The 16,809-nt window shown below is 63.6% G+C and carries 14 protein-coding genes; 8 read left to right on the forward strand and 6 right to left on the reverse strand.

Annotation, left to right across the window (positions count from 1 at the left end; all coding sequences use genetic code 11):
- Window positions 1-185 precede the first annotated feature (185 nt).
- Window positions 186-1,250, reverse strand: a complete 1,065-nt coding sequence (rlmM, locus tag JOY50_RS22010) for a 23S rRNA (cytidine(2498)-2'-O)-methyltransferase RlmM (protein WP_197899409.1) — start codon at window positions 1,248-1,250, stop codon at window positions 186-188.
- Window positions 1,251-1,474: 224 nt separating this feature from the next.
- Between rlmM and acnA the strand changes: the two genes are divergently transcribed.
- Together acnA and JOY50_RS22020 are read left to right on the forward strand one after the other, a co-directional pair.
- Complete coding sequence (acnA, locus tag JOY50_RS22015) at window positions 1,475-4,216, forward strand: aconitate hydratase AcnA (RefSeq protein WP_132846556.1); 2,742 nt, start codon at window positions 1,475-1,477, stop codon at window positions 4,214-4,216.
- Between the two features lie 179 nt (window positions 4,217-4,395).
- The gene (locus tag JOY50_RS22020) at window positions 4,396-5,961 is read left to right on the forward strand and encodes a PAS domain-containing methyl-accepting chemotaxis protein (protein ID WP_028614034.1); all 1,566 of its coding nucleotides are present in this window, start codon (window positions 4,396-4,398) and stop codon (window positions 5,959-5,961) included.
- Window positions 5,962-6,044: 83 nt separating this feature from the next.
- Here the strand turns inward: JOY50_RS22020 and JOY50_RS22025 are convergent, their stop codons facing one another.
- From JOY50_RS22025 to JOY50_RS22045, 5 genes are all read right to left on the reverse strand, one after another.
- Window positions 6,045-6,929 carry a pseudouridine synthase gene (locus tag JOY50_RS22025; protein WP_243055853.1) on the reverse strand — a complete coding sequence of 295 codons (885 nt, stop codon included), beginning with the start codon at window positions 6,927-6,929 and terminating at the stop codon, window positions 6,045-6,047.
- 51 nt (window positions 6,930-6,980) lie between these two features.
- On the reverse strand, window positions 6,981-7,289 hold the full coding sequence (locus tag JOY50_RS22030) for a hypothetical protein (RefSeq protein WP_016485613.1): 309 nt from the start codon (window positions 7,287-7,289) through the stop codon (window positions 6,981-6,983).
- Window positions 7,290-7,354: 65 nt separating this feature from the next.
- Window positions 7,355-7,786: a D-Ala-D-Ala carboxypeptidase family metallohydrolase gene (locus JOY50_RS22035; protein ID WP_132846558.1), complete on the reverse strand. Its 432-nt coding sequence runs from the start codon at window positions 7,784-7,786 to the stop codon at window positions 7,355-7,357.
- 109 nt (window positions 7,787-7,895) lie between these two features.
- Window positions 7,896-8,135 carry a glutaredoxin family protein gene (locus JOY50_RS22040; RefSeq protein ID WP_019473185.1) on the reverse strand — a complete coding sequence of 80 codons (240 nt, stop codon included), beginning with the start codon at window positions 8,133-8,135 and terminating at the stop codon, window positions 7,896-7,898.
- A 73-nt stretch (window positions 8,136-8,208) separates the two neighbouring features.
- The gene (locus JOY50_RS22045; RefSeq protein WP_026034646.1) at window positions 8,209-9,417 is read right to left on the reverse strand and encodes an ammonium transporter; all 1,209 of its coding nucleotides are present in this window, start codon (window positions 9,415-9,417) and stop codon (window positions 8,209-8,211) included.
- Between the two features lie 312 nt (window positions 9,418-9,729).
- On the opposite strand from JOY50_RS22045, the gene JOY50_RS22050 reads away from it, so the two are divergent.
- From JOY50_RS22050 to JOY50_RS22075, 6 genes are all read left to right on the forward strand, one after another.
- The gene (locus JOY50_RS22050) at window positions 9,730-10,044 is read left to right on the forward strand and encodes a YqjD family protein (RefSeq protein ID WP_019473187.1); all 315 of its coding nucleotides are present in this window, start codon (window positions 9,730-9,732) and stop codon (window positions 10,042-10,044) included.
- 9 nt (window positions 10,045-10,053) lie between these two features.
- Entirely contained in the window at window positions 10,054-10,428 is a 375-nt protein-coding gene (locus JOY50_RS22055; protein WP_019473188.1) for a phage holin family protein, read from the forward strand.
- Complete coding sequence (locus JOY50_RS22060; protein WP_019473189.1) at window positions 10,425-10,754, forward strand: hypothetical protein; 330 nt, start codon at window positions 10,425-10,427, stop codon at window positions 10,752-10,754. Before JOY50_RS22055 ends, JOY50_RS22060 begins: the two co-directional genes overlap by 4 nt.
- Before the next feature lie 147 nt (window positions 10,755-10,901).
- The gene (locus JOY50_RS22065; protein ID WP_132846559.1) at window positions 10,902-12,233 is read left to right on the forward strand and encodes a deoxyguanosinetriphosphate triphosphohydrolase; all 1,332 of its coding nucleotides are present in this window, start codon (window positions 10,902-10,904) and stop codon (window positions 12,231-12,233) included.
- A 284-nt stretch (window positions 12,234-12,517) separates the two neighbouring features.
- Window positions 12,518-13,135 (forward strand): response regulator transcription factor, encoded by a 618-nt coding sequence (locus tag JOY50_RS22070; protein ID WP_019473191.1) that lies wholly within the window; start codon window positions 12,518-12,520, stop codon window positions 13,133-13,135.
- Window positions 13,136-13,143: 8 nt separating this feature from the next.
- On the forward strand, window positions 13,144-16,773 hold the full coding sequence (locus tag JOY50_RS22075; protein ID WP_243055855.1) for an ATP-binding protein: 3,630 nt from the start codon (window positions 13,144-13,146) through the stop codon (window positions 16,771-16,773).
- The last annotated feature ends 36 nt before the right edge of the window (window positions 16,774-16,809 follow it).

Here is a 16,809-nt window from a genome sequence, read left to right on the forward strand (position 1 = left end):
CTTGCTCCCGGGAGGACCGCGCTGCAGGCCCCATCCTGGGGCCCAGCGCTTGACGGGCATCCATGCCCGTCACCTCCCTTCGCAAGCCCTGCGCTCGGCCTCCTGAAGTCGCAATCTGCGTCGCCTGGACTATCGCGCGTTCAGAAGCAAAAGCCGAAGCAAGAGCAAAGCGATAGGCGCGCTGATCAGCGCGGTTTCAGATCGAGCCGGCGCAGGTGGCAAGTCACTTCCTCACGGTCGTGGTACAGCTGCTTGCAGGCAATCGACACCCTGATCTTGCGCGCCTTGAACGTCGCCTCCATGCGGTCGAGCAGCCGGCGCACTTCGGCATAGCGCTGCTTCATCGGCAGTTTCAGGTTGACCACTGCCTCGCGGCACAACCCCTCGCCCAACCAGGTTTCGATCAGCGAGGTGGTGCGCGCCGGCTTCTCGACAATGTCGCACACCATCCAGTCCACCGGCTGCTTTGGCTGCCAGGTAAAACCATCAGCCATCAGGTGCTGAACCAGGCCGGTGTCCATCAGACTTTCGGCCATCGGGCCGTTGTCGATGGCGGTCACCAGCATGCCACGGCGCACCAACTGGTAAGTCCAGCCACCCGGCGAAGCGCCCAGATCAACGCCGGTCATGTCATCGCCCAGGCGCTGGTCCCACTGCTCGCGCGGGATGAACTGGTGCCATGCTTCTTCCAGCTTGAGCGTCGAGCGGCTGGGTGCCTCGCGGGGGAATTTCAGGCGCGGAATGCCCATGGGCCACAGGGCACTGTTGTTGGCCGGGGCAACGCCGGCGAACACCCGCCGGCCGCTGATGAAGGTGAGCAGCAGGCGTGGGCGGCTGGCGTCGTCAACCAGGCGGCCGGCCTTTTCCAGCGCCTTGCGCAGCGGCACTTCGAACTTGCGGCAAAAGGTAGACAATTCCTTGCCTTCGTTACTGTCCAGCACTTCCAGCCACAGGCTGCCGAACACAGGCAAATCGGCCAGCTCCGCCAGCAGCACACTGATGCGGTCAGTTTCCGGCAGTTCGACATAACCGCCCCGGGCCCACTGGCGCGGGAAAATCAGCTCGTTGAAACGCAGCGCCCCCATCAGCCGCTCGGCGCCGCCTTCTTCGGTACAGACAAACTCGGCGCTGGCACTGTGCGGCTTGCCTTTGGCATAGCCCGCAATGCCCAGGCGGGCGGCATGTTCGCTGATTTCGGCGCACACCTCGCCCTCGAAACCGGGCCGGCAATGCATGAACAGGGTATTCATCTCTCACTCCACTACGGCTGGCGCGCAACAGGCGCCGGCAGGGCGGCGATAATAAAGGAAGTTCGGAACCTGCGACACGCCCCGCCGGTCCAGAAAAGGGTCAGGGGCCGCAAAGCGGTCTAACCTGACCACTCAGCCAGGTCCGTACCGTGCGGATCGACACAGAGCGGTGACACCGGCAGACCTTGAGTATTTGCCGGGCACCGGCGCAGAAGGAGTTGGCAATGCCCTCGCTCGATAGCCTGAACACCCTCAAGCCCCTCCAGGTCGGGAACCAGACCTACCACTATTTCAGCCTTACCGAGGCCGCCCGCCAGTTGGGTGACCTGCAACGCCTGCCCATGTCGCTGAAGGTGCTGCTGGAAAACCTGCTGCGCTGGGAGGACGGCCATACCGTCACCGGCGACGACTTGCGCGCCATCGCCCAGTGGCTGAGCGAGCGGCGCTCTGACCGCGAGATCCAGTACCGCCCGGCGCGTGTGCTGATGCAGGACTTCACCGGCGTGCCGGCCGTGGTCGACCTGGCCGCCATGCGCGCGGCAATGGCCAAGGCCGGCGGCGACCCGCAGCGGATCAACCCGTTGTCACCGGTGGACCTGGTGATCGACCACTCGGTAATGGTCGACCATTACGGCACCCCAAAAGCCTTCGGCGAGAACGTGGATATCGAAATGCAGCGCAACGGCGAGCGCTATGCCTTCCTGCGCTGGGGCCAGAGCGCCTTCGACAACTTCCGCGTAGTACCGCCGGGCACCGGCATCTGCCACCAGGTCAACCTGGAGTACCTGGGCCGCACGGTGTGGACCCGTGAAGCCGATGGCCGCACCTACGCCTTCCCCGACACCCTGGTCGGTACCGACTCGCACACCACCATGATCAATGGCCTGGGCGTGCTCGGCTGGGGTGTCGGCGGCATTGAAGCAGAGGCGGCCATGCTCGGCCAACCCGTGTCGATGCTGATCCCCGAGGTAATCGGCTTCAAACTGACCGGCAAGCTGCGCGAAGGCATTACCGCCACCGACCTGGTGCTGACGGTAACGCAGATGCTGCGCAAGAAGGGTGTGGTGGGCAAGTTCGTCGAGTTCTATGGCGACGGCCTGGCCGAACTGCCCCTGGCTGACCGTGCGACCATCGCCAACATGGCACCGGAATATGGCGCCACCTGCGGTTTCTTCCCGGTTGACCAGGTGACGCTGGACTACCTGCGCCTGTCGGGCCGACCAGACGCGACTGTGCAACTGGTCGAGCAGTACTGCAAGGCCCAGGGCCTGTGGCGCCTGCCGGGGCAGGAGCCGTTGTTCAGCGACAGCCTGGAACTGGACATGCACGAGGTCGAAGCAAGCCTGGCCGGGCCGAAACGGCCGCAGGACCGCGTGGCGCTGGGCCAGGTCAGCCAGGCCTTTGACCATTTCATCGAACTGCAGCCCAAACCGCTGGCCAAGGAAGTCGGCCGCCTGGAAAGCGAGGGCGGCGGCGGCGTGGCGGTGGGCAACGCCGACCAGGCTGGCGAGATCGACTACAGCCATGGAGGCCAGACTCACACCCTGCGCGATGGCGCCGTGGTGATTGCCGCGATCACCTCGTGCACCAACACCTCCAACCCCAGTGTGATGATGGCGGCCGGGCTGGTGGCGAAAAAGGCCCTGGAAAAAGGCCTGCAACGCAAACCCTGGGTCAAGAGCTCTCTGGCGCCGGGCTCCAAGGTGGTCACCGACTACTTCAAGGCAGCCGGGCTCACCCCCTACCTCGACCAACTGGGCTTCGACCTGGTCGGCTATGGCTGCACCACCTGCATCGGCAACTCCGGCCCGCTGGACGAAGCGATCGAGCAAGCCATCGGCAGCGCTGACCTCACCGTGGCCTCGGTGCTGTCGGGCAACCGCAACTTCGAAGGCCGCGTGCACCCGCTGGTCAAGACCAACTGGCTGGCCTCGCCACCGCTGGTAGTGGCTTACGCGCTGGCCGGCAGCGTGCGCCTGGACCTGACCCGCGACCCGCTGGGCACAGGCAAGGACGGCCAACCGGTGTACCTGAAGGATATCTGGCCAAGCCAGCAGGAAATTGCTGCGGCCGTGGCCAAGGTCGATACCGCGATGTTCCACAAGGAATACGCTGAAGTGTTTACCGGCGATGCGCAGTGGCAGGCCATCGAGGTGCCACAGGCTGCCACCTACGTATGGCAGGCCGACTCAACCTATATCCAGCATCCGCCGTTCTTCGACGACATCGGCGGGCCGCCGCCACAGATTGCCGACATCCACGGTGCGCGGGTACTGGCGCTGTTGGGCGACTCGGTGACCACCGACCATATCTCACCGGCTGGCAACATCAAGGCCGACAGCCCTGCCGGGCGCTATCTGCGCGAGAAAGGCGTGGAGCCACGCGATTTCAACTCCTATGGCTCGCGGCGTGGCAACCATGAAGTGATGATGCGCGGCACCTTCGCCAACATCCGTATCCGCAACGAAATGCTGGGCGGTGAGGAAGGCGGCAACACCTTGCACGTGCCCACGGGCGAGAAGATGTCGATCTACGACGCGGCCATGCGCTACCAGCAGGAAGGCACCCCGCTGGTGGTGATTGCCGGCCAGGAGTATGGCACCGGCTCGAGCCGCGACTGGGCGGCCAAGGGTACCAACCTGCTGGGCATCAAAGCGGTGCTGGCGGAGAGTTTCGAGCGCATTCACCGCTCCAACCTGGTGGGCATGGGCGTGCTGCCGCTGCAGTTCAAGGCCGGCCACGACCGCAAGCAACTGGTGCTGACCGGCAAAGAGCGGATAGATGTGCTGGGCTTGGACGGCGCGCAGATCCGCCCGGGCATGAGCCTGCCGTTGCGCATTACCCGCGAAGATGGGCAGCAGGAACAGATCGAGGTGCTGTGCCGGATCGATACCCTGAATGAGGTGGAGTACTTCAAGGCCGGTGGAATTCTGCACTATGTGTTGCGACAGATGATCGCTGGCTGAGGCTGGGAGATTCGGCTGCAGATTTGCGGCGCTCTCGAGACCGAGCGCCGCCCGCGCGGCGCTCGATTTCACAGGCGCCAGAGCTCCAACGACGAACCAACCCCAGCCCCATTAAATAATCATTCAATAAAACCAGTGGCTTGCCGATACCTGTCCAAAGCCCTGCGGACTATCACCCCATGCGTAACAACCAGCCGATTACCCAGAGAGAACGGACTTTCCCTGCCCAGCAGCGGTTGATCTCCACCACCAACGCCAAGGGCGTGATCACCTACTGTAACGATGCCTTCATCGACATCAGTGGTTTCACCCGCGAAGAGTTGACCGGCGCGCCGCATAACCTGGTACGCCACCCCGACGTGCCGCCTGCCGTGTTTGCCCATATGTGGCAAACCCTGAAGCAGGGCCAGCCGTGGATGGGCATCGTCAAGAACCGCTGCAAGTCCGGCGACCACTACTGGGTCAACGCCTATGTCACACCGATTTACGACAACAACCAGGTTGTCGGTTTCGAGTCGGTGCGGGTCAAGCCAACCGCTGAGCAGATTCGCCGCGCCGAAGCACTCTACCAGCGCATCAACCAGGGCAAGCCAGCGGTACCTCGCAGGGACAAGTGGCTGCCGGTGCTGCAGGACTGGTTGCCTTTCATCCTGATCAGCCAGGTGGGCTTCCTGATCGGCAACTGGCTGGGCCATTCCTGGGGCTTTGCCTTGGCTGCCGGGCTATCCGTACCCCTGGGCCTGCTGGGCTTGAGCTGGCAGCAGCGCGGCCTCAAGCGCCTGTTGCGCCTGGCCGAACAGACCACCTCCGACCCGCTGATCGCGCAGATGTTCACCGACAGCCGTGGCGTGCAGGCGCGTCTGGAAATGGCCATGCTCAGCCAGGATGCCCGCATGAAAACCTGCCTGACCCGCTTGCAAGACAGTGCCGAACACCTCAGCGACCAGGCGCGCCAGTCCGACGCCCTGGCGCACAAGAGTTCCTCTGGGCTGGAGCGCCAGCGGGTAGAGACCGAGCAGGTCGCCGCCGCCGTCAACCAGATGGCCGCCACCACCCAGGAAGTGGCCAACCACGTACAGCGCACCGCCGACGCCACCCAGGAAGCCAACCGCCTGACCAGCCAAGGCCGGCAGATTGCCGGGGAAACCCGCGAGGCCATCGAACGCCTGTCGGCAGCGGTGGGCGAAACCGGTCAGACGGTCACCCAACTGGCCAAGGACAGCGACGAGATTGGTGGTGTGGTCGATGTGATCAAGGGCATTGCCGACCAGACCAACTTGCTGGCACTGAATGCGGCCATCGAAGCGGCGCGTGCCGGTGAAATGGGCCGTGGCTTTGCCGTGGTGGCCGACGAAGTGCGTCAGTTGGCCCAGCGCACTGCCGAGTCCACCGGGCAGATCCACGGCCTGATCGCCAAGCTGCAACAAACCGCCAGCAACGCCGTGCTGACCATGGAAACCGGCCACCGCCAGGCGCAGGAAGGCGTCGACCGCGTGATGCAGGCTGACGAGGCACTGGTGGGGATCAGCGAAGCGGTGGCCAACATCACCGACATGGCCACCCAGATTGCCGCCGCGACCGAAGAGCAGACTGCAGTGGCCGACGAAATCAGCCGCAACATCAGCACGATTGCCGAACTGGCCGACCAGACCGCCGAACAGGCGCAGCATTCGGCGCTGCTGAGCGAGGAACTGACCAGCACGGCGGGTAGCCAGTATTCGCTGGTGGAGCGGTTCAACCGCTAACGCTCGCGACCTGGCACTCCACCGCTGCCGGTGTTCGCAGGCATGCCCGCTCCCACAAGGACCGCGCATGCCTGCTGTCTGTTTTACCAATCCAGCCGCAGGCGGCTCTCGAAATAGCGCTCTTCGCCGCTCAACGGGTCCTCGAAACGCAAGCTCTGCGCCAGCAGTTTCAGCGGCCGCTGGTAGTCATCCTCTGCATTAACCAACTGCGGATAGAACGGGTCATTGCAGATCGCCGCCCCCAAGGCTGCCATGTGCACGCGCAACTGATGGGTCTTGCCAGTCACTGGCGAAAGCCCGTAGCGCCACAGCTCGCCGTTCTTTTCCAGCACCTCGGCCAGGGTTTCACTGTTGGCGTCACCGTTCACCTCATGCATACGGAAAAACGGCTCGCCATGCACCAGGCGGCTTTTGTGCACCAGTGGAAATGCATGCTGCGGCATAGCCGCCGCAATGGCCTGGTAGCGCTTGTCGATGCGCCGTTCAGGGAACAGGCGCTGGTAGGCGCTGCGGCTGTGCGGGTTGGCGGAAAACAGCACAAGCCCGGCGGTGTGCCGGTCAATGCGGTGCAACGGCACCAGGTGCGGGTTATCCAGGCTACGGATCAGGCGGCGCAGCAAGGTCTGCTCGACGTATTCACCGGTTGGCGTCACCGGCAGGAAATGCGGCTTGTCTGCCACCACCAGGTGTTCATCCGCGTGCAGTACCACCTCCTGCACCGGGATCGGCCGCTCGTTCGGCACTTCGCGGAAGTAGTGCAAACGCATGCCACGCTTGTAGGGTAACTCGGCGGCAACCGCCCGGCCCTCTGCATCCAGCACCCGGCCACGGGCAAAACGGTCGAGCCACTGAGCGCGGTCGATGGCCTTGAAATGGTCGCACAGGCAATCGAGCACCGTCGCCCAGTTACCGGGGGGCAGGCACACCGTGCTGGCTTGCTGGCGGGCGGGGTCGAAGGGCGCGGTCATGGCAGGGCTCGAAACATTCACGGCCGCGCATTATCGCCCAAGCACGCGCCCTCAACCAGCCTGGACTATCGCCTCGCTGCGTTCCTTCAGCCAGCGCAGCACCTGCACCGGCTCCCAACGGCCTGGGTCGTAAAGGGCATAGAGCAACCCCTGGTAACCCACCACATCCAGCCCTCGGTGATAGCCGGCACGCTGGAACAAGGCCTCGATCTCGGCGAAGCAGGTATTGAAATGGACTTTACCGAACGGCGTGCGGTCGTCGGTCACCAGGCCTTCGAGGCGCAGTTCCAGAACGGCGTCAGCCACCCGATCCACGGGCATGCGGTTGACGCTGTACTTGAGTTGCTCGACGTTGAGCATGGCTTTACCTCGATACTGTATTTATATACAGCATACGAACATCCCCTTGCCGCCGTCAATCCGCTTCATTGCAGCCCCGCCAGGTAGCCACGGCCTTTGCGCATGGTCAAAACCTGCCGACGCGGCATGCCCCGGGCCACCGACAGATGCACCCATCTGTCGAACTCCAGGATGAGCTGATCGAACGGCACGGCGCTGTCGCTGATCCTGCGCACGGTTTCCCGAGGGCTGACTTCAACTACCGTGAAGTCAGCCGCCAGCCCTTGTACATGCTGGCTGTTGGTGGCGCCGCCGATCAACCGGTTGACCTTCTCGCTGCGAAAACCGCTGCTGACGATGATCGGCGCGCCGAACAGTGCGCGCACCTGCTCCAGCGCACCACACAGCAATTGCAGGTTGGCCCTGGCTTCAGGGGGCGGGTTGTTATCGAATCCGTCCCTGGCGGCGAGCTGGGAAACGGTCATTTCATCGAGCGTGAAATGTGGAGTGATCAACATGGCGAACTATTCCGATGATGGGGAAGGTAACGGCGCCAGAGTGCGCCGGCACCTGATCATCAGCTCGCATCACCGATCATGGAGCAGGGTTGCAACTCCTCTGCTGCCCTCATTGCCCAAGGAACGCCACCACCTGTTCGGCATCGAACGGCCAGTGCAGCTCGGCGGCATTGTCGCAACGTCGCAACACCGGAATGATCAGGCCGTAACGTTCGAACAAGGGCTCGCTTTCGGCAATGTCGACCAGCTCCACCAGCAGGCCATGATCGACGAAAGGCATCAGCACAGCCTCGGCCACTTCACACAGGTGGCAGCCGAGGGTACCGAACAGTTGGCATTCAGGCAGCATGGGGCAGGTCCCGGTTTGGCATGCAGAGAAACCTATTCTAGGTCTGTCGCGCGCGTCATGCACCTGACCTGGCTCAATCCTGGCTGGTAGCGCCGATGCGGTGCAGCGACAAGTCAGCACCTTGGAACTCCTGCTCGTGGCTCAAGCGCAGCCCATGCAGCGCCCTAATTGCGCCATACACGGCAAAGCCGCCGGCCAATGCCACCACCACGCCCATCAGGCTGCCCAGCAACTGGCTGACCAGGCTGACACCGCCCATGCCGCCCAGTGCCACCTGGCCAAAGATGCCGCAGGCAATGCCACCCCACACGCCACACAGGCCATGCAGTGGCCACACGCCCAGCACGTCGTCGATCTTCCAGCGGTTCTGCGCTGCGGTGAAGGTCCAGACGAACAACGCGCCGGCCACCAGGCCGGTGGCCAGTGCGCCAATCGGGTGCATCAGGTCGGAGCCGGCGCAGATCGCCACCAGGCCGGCCAACGGCCCGTTGTGCAGAAAGCCTGGGTCGTTACGCCCGGCCAGCAAGGCCGAGAGGGTGCCACCGACCATGGCCATGAGCGAATTGATCGCTACCAGGCCGCTGACGCCTTGCAGCGTCTGGGCACTCATCACGTTGAAGCCGAACCAGCCGATGATCAGAATCCACGACCCCAACGCCAGAAAGGGAATGCTCGACGGCGCAAACGCCACCAGACGGCCGTCGCGGTAGCGCCCACGGCGCGCGCCCAGCAGCAACACCGCCGCCAGGGCTAGCCAGCCGCCCATGGCATGCACCACCACCGAGCCTGCAAAATCGTGGAAAGGCGCACCGAAGCGGGCCTGCAACCAGGCTTGCAGCCCCAGGTTGCCATTCCACACCACACCCTCGAAGAACGGGTAGATAAACGCCACGATTAACGCCGTGGCACACAATTGCGGCACAAAACGCGCGCGCTCGGCGATGCCCCCGGAGATGATCGCCGGGATCGCCGCAGCGAACGTCAGCAGGAAGAAGCACTTGACCAGCGCATAGCCATGGTCAACTGCCAGCGCCGCTGCCGGCTGGAAGAAATGGACACCGTAGGCTATCCAGTAACCGATAAAGAAATACACCAACGCCGAGATGGCAAAGTCGCTGAGGATTTTGGACAAGGCGTTGACCTGGTTCTTGTGGCGTACCGTGCCCACCTCAAGGAACGCGAAGCCGGCGTGCATGGCCAGCACCAGAATGGCGCCCATGAGAATGAACAGAGTGTTGGAACCGTGGACCAGGGAGTCCATTGCGCTGTGCATGTTTTCCATGAAATAGGCAGACCTGCTGAAAAGGCACCAGGACAGTTCAAGAACCTGCATCCCTGCACCGAATCGGTGCCAGCCCCCTGCCCTGTTTCGGTGACCGGGTCGGAGCCTGCGTGGTTTTTTCTTGGGTTTGTCGTGGATTGGGTTAAGGTTTATCGGTACCCGCTGCGCTAGCGCCCTGAATCGGCGCAACAGCTGCCAGCGGCGCCCCGCAACGTGGCAATGCCTTAGCAAGGCCCATACCAGCACCGGCACTTGAACCTTCGGCGCGTGCTATTACTCGAACTACCATCACTCATCGACAGGGAGAGGCCCATGGCCAGCAAATCGGCAAAGACTGCACAAGAGATTCTGATGGCTGACTTCCAGGCGTTGGTACGCGACACCGAGAGGTTGCTGGCCGACACTGCCAACCTGGCCGGCGACCAGGCCGACGAATTGCGCGAACAGATTCACGACCGCCTGACCCAGGCCCGCGAAACCCTGCAACTGACCCAGGACTCGGTGCGCCAACGCGGCCAGGCTGCGCTGGGCAGCGCCGAGCAGTACGTGCAGGAAAACCCGTGGCAGGCGATCGGCATCGCGGCCGGCGTCGGCGTGTTGATCGGCCTGCTGGCCAACCGGCGCTAAGGGGTTCCCATGGAGAATGACGCCAACGGCGCCGGCGCCTCGGGCAAGCGCCTGGGCGCGGCTGCGCTGGGGCTGCTGCACAGCCATATCGAACTGTTCGGCATCGAGCTGCAGGAGCAAAAAGGCCGCACCTTGCGCCTGCTGCTGTTCGCAGGCCTCGCCTTGGTGTTCGCCCTGCTGCTGCTCACAGCCCTTTCCGGGTTGTTGCTGGTGCTGCTGTGGGACAGCTACCGCCTGGCCGGCATCATCGGCCTGTGCGTGTTCTATGGCCTTGCCGCGCTGTACTGCGGGTTGCGCCTGAAGGCAGCGGTGTTCGACGAATCGTCGCCATTCGGGGCCACCCTCGAAGAACTCGCCAAGGACCGGGAGCGCCTGTTGCCATGAGCCTGCCACAACTGCCAAACACCCGTAACCCGCGCGAACTGCGCAAAGCACTGCTGCGCCTGCGCATGGAAATGCACCGCCAGGAAATCCGCCATGAGTCCGGGCAACTGATGGAGCCGCTGCGCCGCGTGCGCGGCATGGGCAGCTCGCTGCACGAAGGGCTGGGGATCAAGCACGCGCCTCTGTGGGGGATTGGTGCCGTGGTGGCGATGGGTTTCCTCACCGGCAAGGGCGTGCGCAGCGGTAACCTGGCGCGTCTGGTGCGCCTGGGCGGCAGCCTGCTGCCGCTGGTGCGCCTGTACCTGCAAGGCAACCGCCGCCCCTGAACACTGCACGTTCCTTTGCAGGAGCAGCCTTGTGCTGCGAAGAGGCCGGCCCGGCGACACACGTGTATCGATCAAACGGGCCTCTTCGCAGCACAAGGCTGCTCCTACAGGATATGCTGCTTCCTTCGATCCACAGGAGAATGCGCCTTGGACTGGCACACCCTGCTCACCCGCGAACGCCTGGGTAAAGCCCTCTACAGCGCCGATGAACTCGGGCGCAGCCCCTTCCACAAAGACCATGACCGCATCATCTTCTCCGGCGCCTTCCGCCGCCTTGGGCGCAAGACCCAGGTGCACCCGGTTACCAGCAACGACCATATCCACACGCGCCTGACCCACTCGCTGGAAGTCAGCTGTGTCGGTCGCTCGCTGGGCATGCGCGTCGGCGAAACCCTGCGCGACAACCTGCCGGACTGGTGCGCCCCCAGCGACCTGGGGATGATCGTGCAGTCAGCCTGCCTGGCCCACGACATCGGCAACCCACCCTTCGGCCACTCCGGCGAGGACGCCATCCGCCACTGGTTCCAGCAGGCCGCCGGGCGTGGCTGGCTGGATGACATGAGCGACGACCAGCGGGCAGACTTTTTGAATTTCGAGGGCAACGCCCAGGGCTTTCGCGTACTCACCCAGCTGGAGTATCACCAGTTCGACGGTGGTACCCGGCTGACCTATGCCACCCTCGGCACTTACCTCAAGTACCCCTGGAGCGCACGCCACGCCGACGCCCTGGGCTACAAGAAGCACAAATTCGGCAGCTACCAGAGCGAACTGCCCCTGCTGGAACAGATCGCCCGCAAGCTGGGCATGCCGCAACTGGAAGAGCAGCGCTGGGCGCGCCACCCGCTGGTGTACCTGATGGAGGCCGCCGATGACATCTGCTATGCGTTGATCGACCTGGAAGACGGCCTGGAAATGGAGTTGCTGGAATACGCCGAAGTCGAAGCGCTGCTTCTTGACCTGGTCGGTGAAGACCTGCCAGAAACCTACCGCCAGCTCGGCCCGCGCGATTCCCGTCGGCGCAAGCTGGCGATTCTGCGTGGCAAAGCTATCGAGCACCTGACCAACGCCGCCGCCCACGCGTTCGTCGAGCAACAGCAGGCATTGCTGGCCGGGCACCTGGCGGGCGACCTGGTGGAGCACATGCACGGCCCGGCCAAGCGCTGCGTGCTGCAGGCCAAGGACATGGCACGCAACAAGATCTTCCAGGACAAGCGCAAGACCCTGCACGAAATCGGTGCCTACACCACCCTGGAGATTCTGCTCAATACCTTTTGTGGCGCAGCGCTCGAACAGCACGGCGGGCGCACCCCGTCGTTCAAGAGCCGCCGGGTACTGGACCTGATCGGCAACAATGCACCAGACCCGCATGCCTCGCTGCACAGCGCCTTCCTGCGCATGATCGACTTCATCGCCGGGATGACCGACAGCTATGCCAGCGAAATGGCCCGGGAAATGACCGGGCGCTCCAGCCCAACCTGAAGCACGCCGGTGCAGCCCTGGGCCTTGAGCCAGTGCTGCACCGCGCAATGCAGGAAACTTCCTACATATACTGATGGCCAATTAAACAGCATGTATAAACGCCCATGAAAAGTTACCAATCACGCTTTGACATTGGGCCAATCACACAAATTTCGTAGCCCGTTTTGTTTTATCCTGTAAGCCATTTCCCATATGGGGCCAATCGCCCTTCCACGCATGCCCGATGACTTCCAACTGCGTTAAGGTGCCGGTTGTCCCCTCAATCGCCCGCAGGGAAGTTGAACATGCATTCCATATTTATTGTCGACGACCATCCTGTCATCCGCCTGGCCGTCCGTATGTTGCTGGAAAACCAGAATTACAAGATTGTCGGCGAGTCGGACAATGGCGTGGACGCCATGCAGATGATTCGTGAAGCCGCTCCCGACCTGGTCATCCTCGACATCAGCATCCCCAAGCTAGACGGGCTGGAGGTGCTTTCCCGCTTCCAGGCCATGGCCCTGCCATTGAAGGTTCTGGTATTGACCGCCCAGTCTCCCGCATTGTTTGCCGTGCGTTGCATGCACTCCGGCGCCGCAGGCTATGTGTGCAAGCAGGAAGACCTGAGCGAACTGCTCAGTGCTATCAAGGCGGTACTGGCCGGCTACAACTATTTCCCCAGTCAGGCAATAAAACACAACCAGGCAGCCGATACCGAGCTGCAACTTTTCCGCCAGGTGAATGACCGCGAACTGATGGTACTGCAACTCTTCGCCCAAGGCCGCAGCAACAAGGAAATTGCCAAGGGCATGTTCCTCAGCAGCAAGACTGTCAGCACCTACAAGAAGCGCCTCATGCACAAACTTCAGGTCAGTACACTGGTTGACCTGATCGAAATAGCCAAACGCAACGCGCTGGTCTGAGGGTGATCATGCCGCGCCCTATCGCTCGCCTGCTGCTCGCCTTGCTGCTGCTCAGCGGCGTAGCGCAGGCCACCTATCACGAAGCCTCGTCCTACACGTTACTGGCGCGGTCATCGGCCACGCCGACCCAACCCATGCTCACCGCCGAACAACGGCAATGGCTCGAAGGCCGTCAGGAACTGGTACTGGGTACGTCGGCTCCGGACTACCCGCCGTTCGACATCACCAGTGGCGGCCGCGACTATCAGGGCCTTACCGCCGAGTACGCGAGCCTGATCGGCGCGGCCCTGCAGTTACCCGTGCGGGTGCTGCGCTTCCCCAGCCGGCAGGCGGCAGTAGAGGCGCTCAGGCATGGTGATATCGACCTGCTTGGCAGCGCCAATGGCTACGAAGCGGCCAGCGACGGCCTGGCGCTGTCGCATCCGTATGCCGTTGACCAGCCGGTGCTGGTAACACGCGAAGACGAAAGCCGGGCGCTCGACATGGACCTGGCCGGCCTGCGCCTGGGCATGCTTTACCATTACCTGCCCAAGCAGGAGGTACGCAGCACCTATCCCATGGCCGAGGTGCTGGCCTTTGGCTCCTCCAGCCAAGCCTTGAACGCCGTGGCGTTCGGCCAGGCCGACGTGTACATCGGCGATACCATTTCCACCCACTACCTGCTTAACCGCAGCCACCTGCCGCGCCTGCGCATGGCCGATTTCGGCCAGCACGAGGCCGTCGGCTTCGGCTTTGCCTTGCGCCAGCAGGACACGCAGCTGCTGGCACTGGTGAACGCCGCGCTGGACAGCCAGACCCCGGGCCTGCGCGCCAGCATCTTCAAACGCTGGAGCGCCGGCAGCGACCTGCTGCTGACCGACCGCAAGCTGCAACTGACTGACGCCGAGGAACAATGGCTGCAAGATCACCCGGTAATGCGCGTGACGATCGATGATACGGCTGCGCCGCTATCGTATTTCGATGGCTCGGGGCATTTTCGCGGCATCACCGCCGACCTGCTGGAGTTCATCAGCCTGCGCACCGGCTTGCGTTTTGATGTGCAGCGTGCCAGCGGCATCGCCGACATGATCGCCCGCCTCAAGGATGGCCGCGCAGATGTGATTGCCGCACTGGCCACTGGCGGGGTGACCGAAGGCCTGCAGGTCAGCCGGCCCTACCTGGAAAGCGCCTTCGTGCTGGTCGGCCGCAAGGACGATACGGCCCTGAGCACACTGGAGCAGTTGCAGGGGCATCGCGTGGCCATTACCCGATACAGCGCCATGGACGCCATGCTGTCGCGGCACTATCCGAACATCGGCTGGGTCGAGACCGAAAGCGCGTTCTATGCCATGGCATTGCTCAACAGCGGTGCCGTGGACGCAGTGATCACCACGTTGATCGACGCCAACCATGCCTTGGCCAGCAACCCTGGGCTGGTCATCCGCACCACGGTCGGCAGCGAGCCCGCCAACTTCGCCATGGCCACCAGCACCCCGTCACAGGCAATGCTGTCGATCCTCGACAAGGCGTTGCTGAGCATCTCGCCCGAAGAGCTGGGGGTGATCAACAACCGCTGGCGCGGCTTCGGCCAGCACGACGATGGCAACGGCAAAGACTACAGCCAGCTTGCGCTACAAGTGGTGCTGGGCATGGTCGCGCTGCTGTTGCTGGCCTTGCTCTGGAACGCCCGCCTGCGCCTGCAGATCCGCCAGCGCCAGCGCGCCGAACGGGCACTGAACGACCAACTGGCGTTCATGCGCGCCCTGCTCAACGGCACGCCCCACCCCATGTACGTGCGCGACCGCGAGGGCTGCCTGCAAAGCTGCAACTACAGCTACCTGGAAGCTGTGCAGGCCCGCTCCGACGATGTCATCGGCAAACAGCTGGACGGCAGCCTGTTTGCCGACGAAGAGCAGACTCGGCAGATCCAGGCCGACTACCTGAAGGTCATGGCCGCAGGCTCGCCGTTGATCATGGACCGGCCACTGCGGATCAAGGGCCGCGAAATGACCATCTATCACTGGATACTGCCATACCGCGACTCGCTGGGCGAAGTGCAGGGCATCATCGGCGGCTGGATCAACATCAGCGAGCGCCGCCAGTTGGTCATGGAGCTGCGTCAGGCCAAGCAGCAGGCCGACGATGCCAACCGCGCCAAGAGCACCTTCCTGGCCACCATCAGCCATGAAATCCGCACCCCGATGAATGCCGTCATCGGCATGCTCGAACTGGCAGTCAAGCGCGCCGACCAGGGCCGGGTGGACCGCAGCGCACTGGAGCTGGCCCACCATTCAGCCAAGGACCTGCTGGGCCTGATCGGCGATATTCTGGATATCGCGCGCATCGAGTCCGGGCACTTGTCCCTGGCCCCGGAGGCCGTCGACCTTGCAGCACTGGTCGAATCGGTAGGGCGTATTTTCGAAGGGCAGGCGCGCCAGAAAGGCCTGGCCCTGGAGGTAATGATTGCACCGGCCGCGCGCTGCCACGCATTGCTCGACCCCCTGCGTTTCAAACAGGTGTTGTCCAACCTGGTGAGCAACGCCATCAAGTTCACCGAGCATGGCCAGGTTCGCATCTGCGTCGGCCTGCTGGATAACGGCAACACCATGCCTGCCGTGCTGGAACTGGAAGTACGCGACAGTGGCATCGGCATCCATGCCGACGACCTGCAACGCCTGTTCAATCCGTTCATCCAGGCCAACCCGCATAGCCAGGGCGCCCGCGCGGGTACAGGGCTGGGCCTGGCGATCTGCCGCAGCCTGTGCGAAATGATGGGCGGCAGCCTGACCATCAAGAGCCTGGAAGACGTTGGCACCCAGGTGCGCCTGAAGATGCCGCTGCAGCGGATTGACGCCGCTCCGCTCCCAGCGCCGCAGTTCGAACACCTCGAGGTGCCTGACCGGCGGCTGAACGTGCTGGTGATCGACGACCACCCGGCCAATCTGCAACTGATGGCGCAGCAGCTCGGCTACCTGGGCCTGCAGCACGCCAGCGCCCGCGATGGCCGCGAAGGCCTGGCCGCCTGGCGCGCAGGCGACTTTGATGTGCTGGTGCTCGACTGCAACATGCCGCACATGAACGGATACCAACTGGCGACCGCCGTCCGGGCCGAAGAGGGCCATGGCAAGCGGCTGCGCTGCACCATTCTCGGCTACACCGCCAACGCACAGCCAGAGGTGCGCCGCCAGTGCCTGAGCGCCGGTATGGACGACTGCCTGCTCAAGCCGATCAGCCTGGGTACCCTCAGCCAGCGCCTGGCGAGCATTCGCCCGCGCCGCCAGCAAAAGCCCCGGCGCACGCTTTACTATCTGGACGGCCTGGCTGCAGTGGTCGGGCATGACCCCGCCGACCGCCAGCGCTTCCTGCAGGCCTTGCAGCAAAGCCTGCAGGCCGACCTGGCCAGCTTGATGGCGCTGCATCCGGAGCATGACAGCGACGCCATTGCCGAGCAGGCCCACAAGGTGCTGAGTGCCGCCCGCATGCTGGAAGCCCCGGACCTGATGCAGGCCTGCGAGGCGCTGGAGGCCCGCGGCCTGCCCACCCACCAGTTGCGCCTGCGGCGCCAGGCACTGGCGCGGCACATGTGCCGTGTAGAACGGGCTCTGGCCAAGGAACTGGCCACCGACGCGTGCACTCAGGCAGGCAGCCAGACGTGTTAACTGGTAGACTGCGCGGCGTTATTACCTAAGAGGATT

The sequence above is a fragment of the Pseudomonas sp. BP01 genome (assembly GCF_022760795.1).
Taxonomy (GTDB): domain Bacteria; phylum Pseudomonadota; class Gammaproteobacteria; order Pseudomonadales; family Pseudomonadaceae; genus Aquipseudomonas; species Aquipseudomonas putida_Q.

Bases quoted from the DNA above. Each gene is read 5' to 3' on its own strand.
- rlmM (WP_197899409.1), bottom strand. From the start codon at position 1,250: ATGAATACCCTGTTCATGCATTGCCGGCCCGGTTTCGAGGGCGAGGTG.
- acnA (WP_132846556.1), top strand. From the start codon at position 1,475: ATGCCCTCGCTCGATAGCCTGAACACCCTCAAGCCCCTCCAGGTCGGG.
- JOY50_RS22020 (WP_028614034.1), top strand. From the start codon at position 4,396: ATGCGTAACAACCAGCCGATTACCCAGAGAGAACGGACTTTCCCTGCC.
- JOY50_RS22025 (WP_243055853.1), bottom strand. From the start codon at position 6,929: ATGACCGCGCCCTTCGACCCCGCCCGCCAGCAAGCCAGCACGGTGTGC.
- JOY50_RS22030 (WP_016485613.1), bottom strand. From the start codon at position 7,289: ATGCTCAACGTCGAGCAACTCAAGTACAGCGTCAACCGCATGCCCGTG.
- JOY50_RS22035 (WP_132846558.1), bottom strand. From the start codon at position 7,786: ATGTTGATCACTCCACATTTCACGCTCGATGAAATGACCGTTTCCCAG.
- JOY50_RS22040 (WP_019473185.1), bottom strand. From the start codon at position 8,135: ATGCTGCCTGAATGCCAACTGTTCGGTACCCTCGGCTGCCACCTGTGT.
- JOY50_RS22045 (WP_026034646.1), bottom strand. From the start codon at position 9,417: ATGGAAAACATGCACAGCGCAATGGACTCCCTGGTCCACGGTTCCAAC.
- JOY50_RS22050 (WP_019473187.1), top strand. From the start codon at position 9,730: ATGGCCAGCAAATCGGCAAAGACTGCACAAGAGATTCTGATGGCTGAC.
- JOY50_RS22055 (WP_019473188.1), top strand. From the start codon at position 10,054: ATGGAGAATGACGCCAACGGCGCCGGCGCCTCGGGCAAGCGCCTGGGC.
- JOY50_RS22060 (WP_019473189.1), top strand. From the start codon at position 10,425: ATGAGCCTGCCACAACTGCCAAACACCCGTAACCCGCGCGAACTGCGC.
- JOY50_RS22070 (WP_019473191.1), top strand. From the start codon at position 12,518: ATGCATTCCATATTTATTGTCGACGACCATCCTGTCATCCGCCTGGCC.
- JOY50_RS22075 (WP_243055855.1), top strand. From the start codon at position 13,144: ATGCCGCGCCCTATCGCTCGCCTGCTGCTCGCCTTGCTGCTGCTCAGC.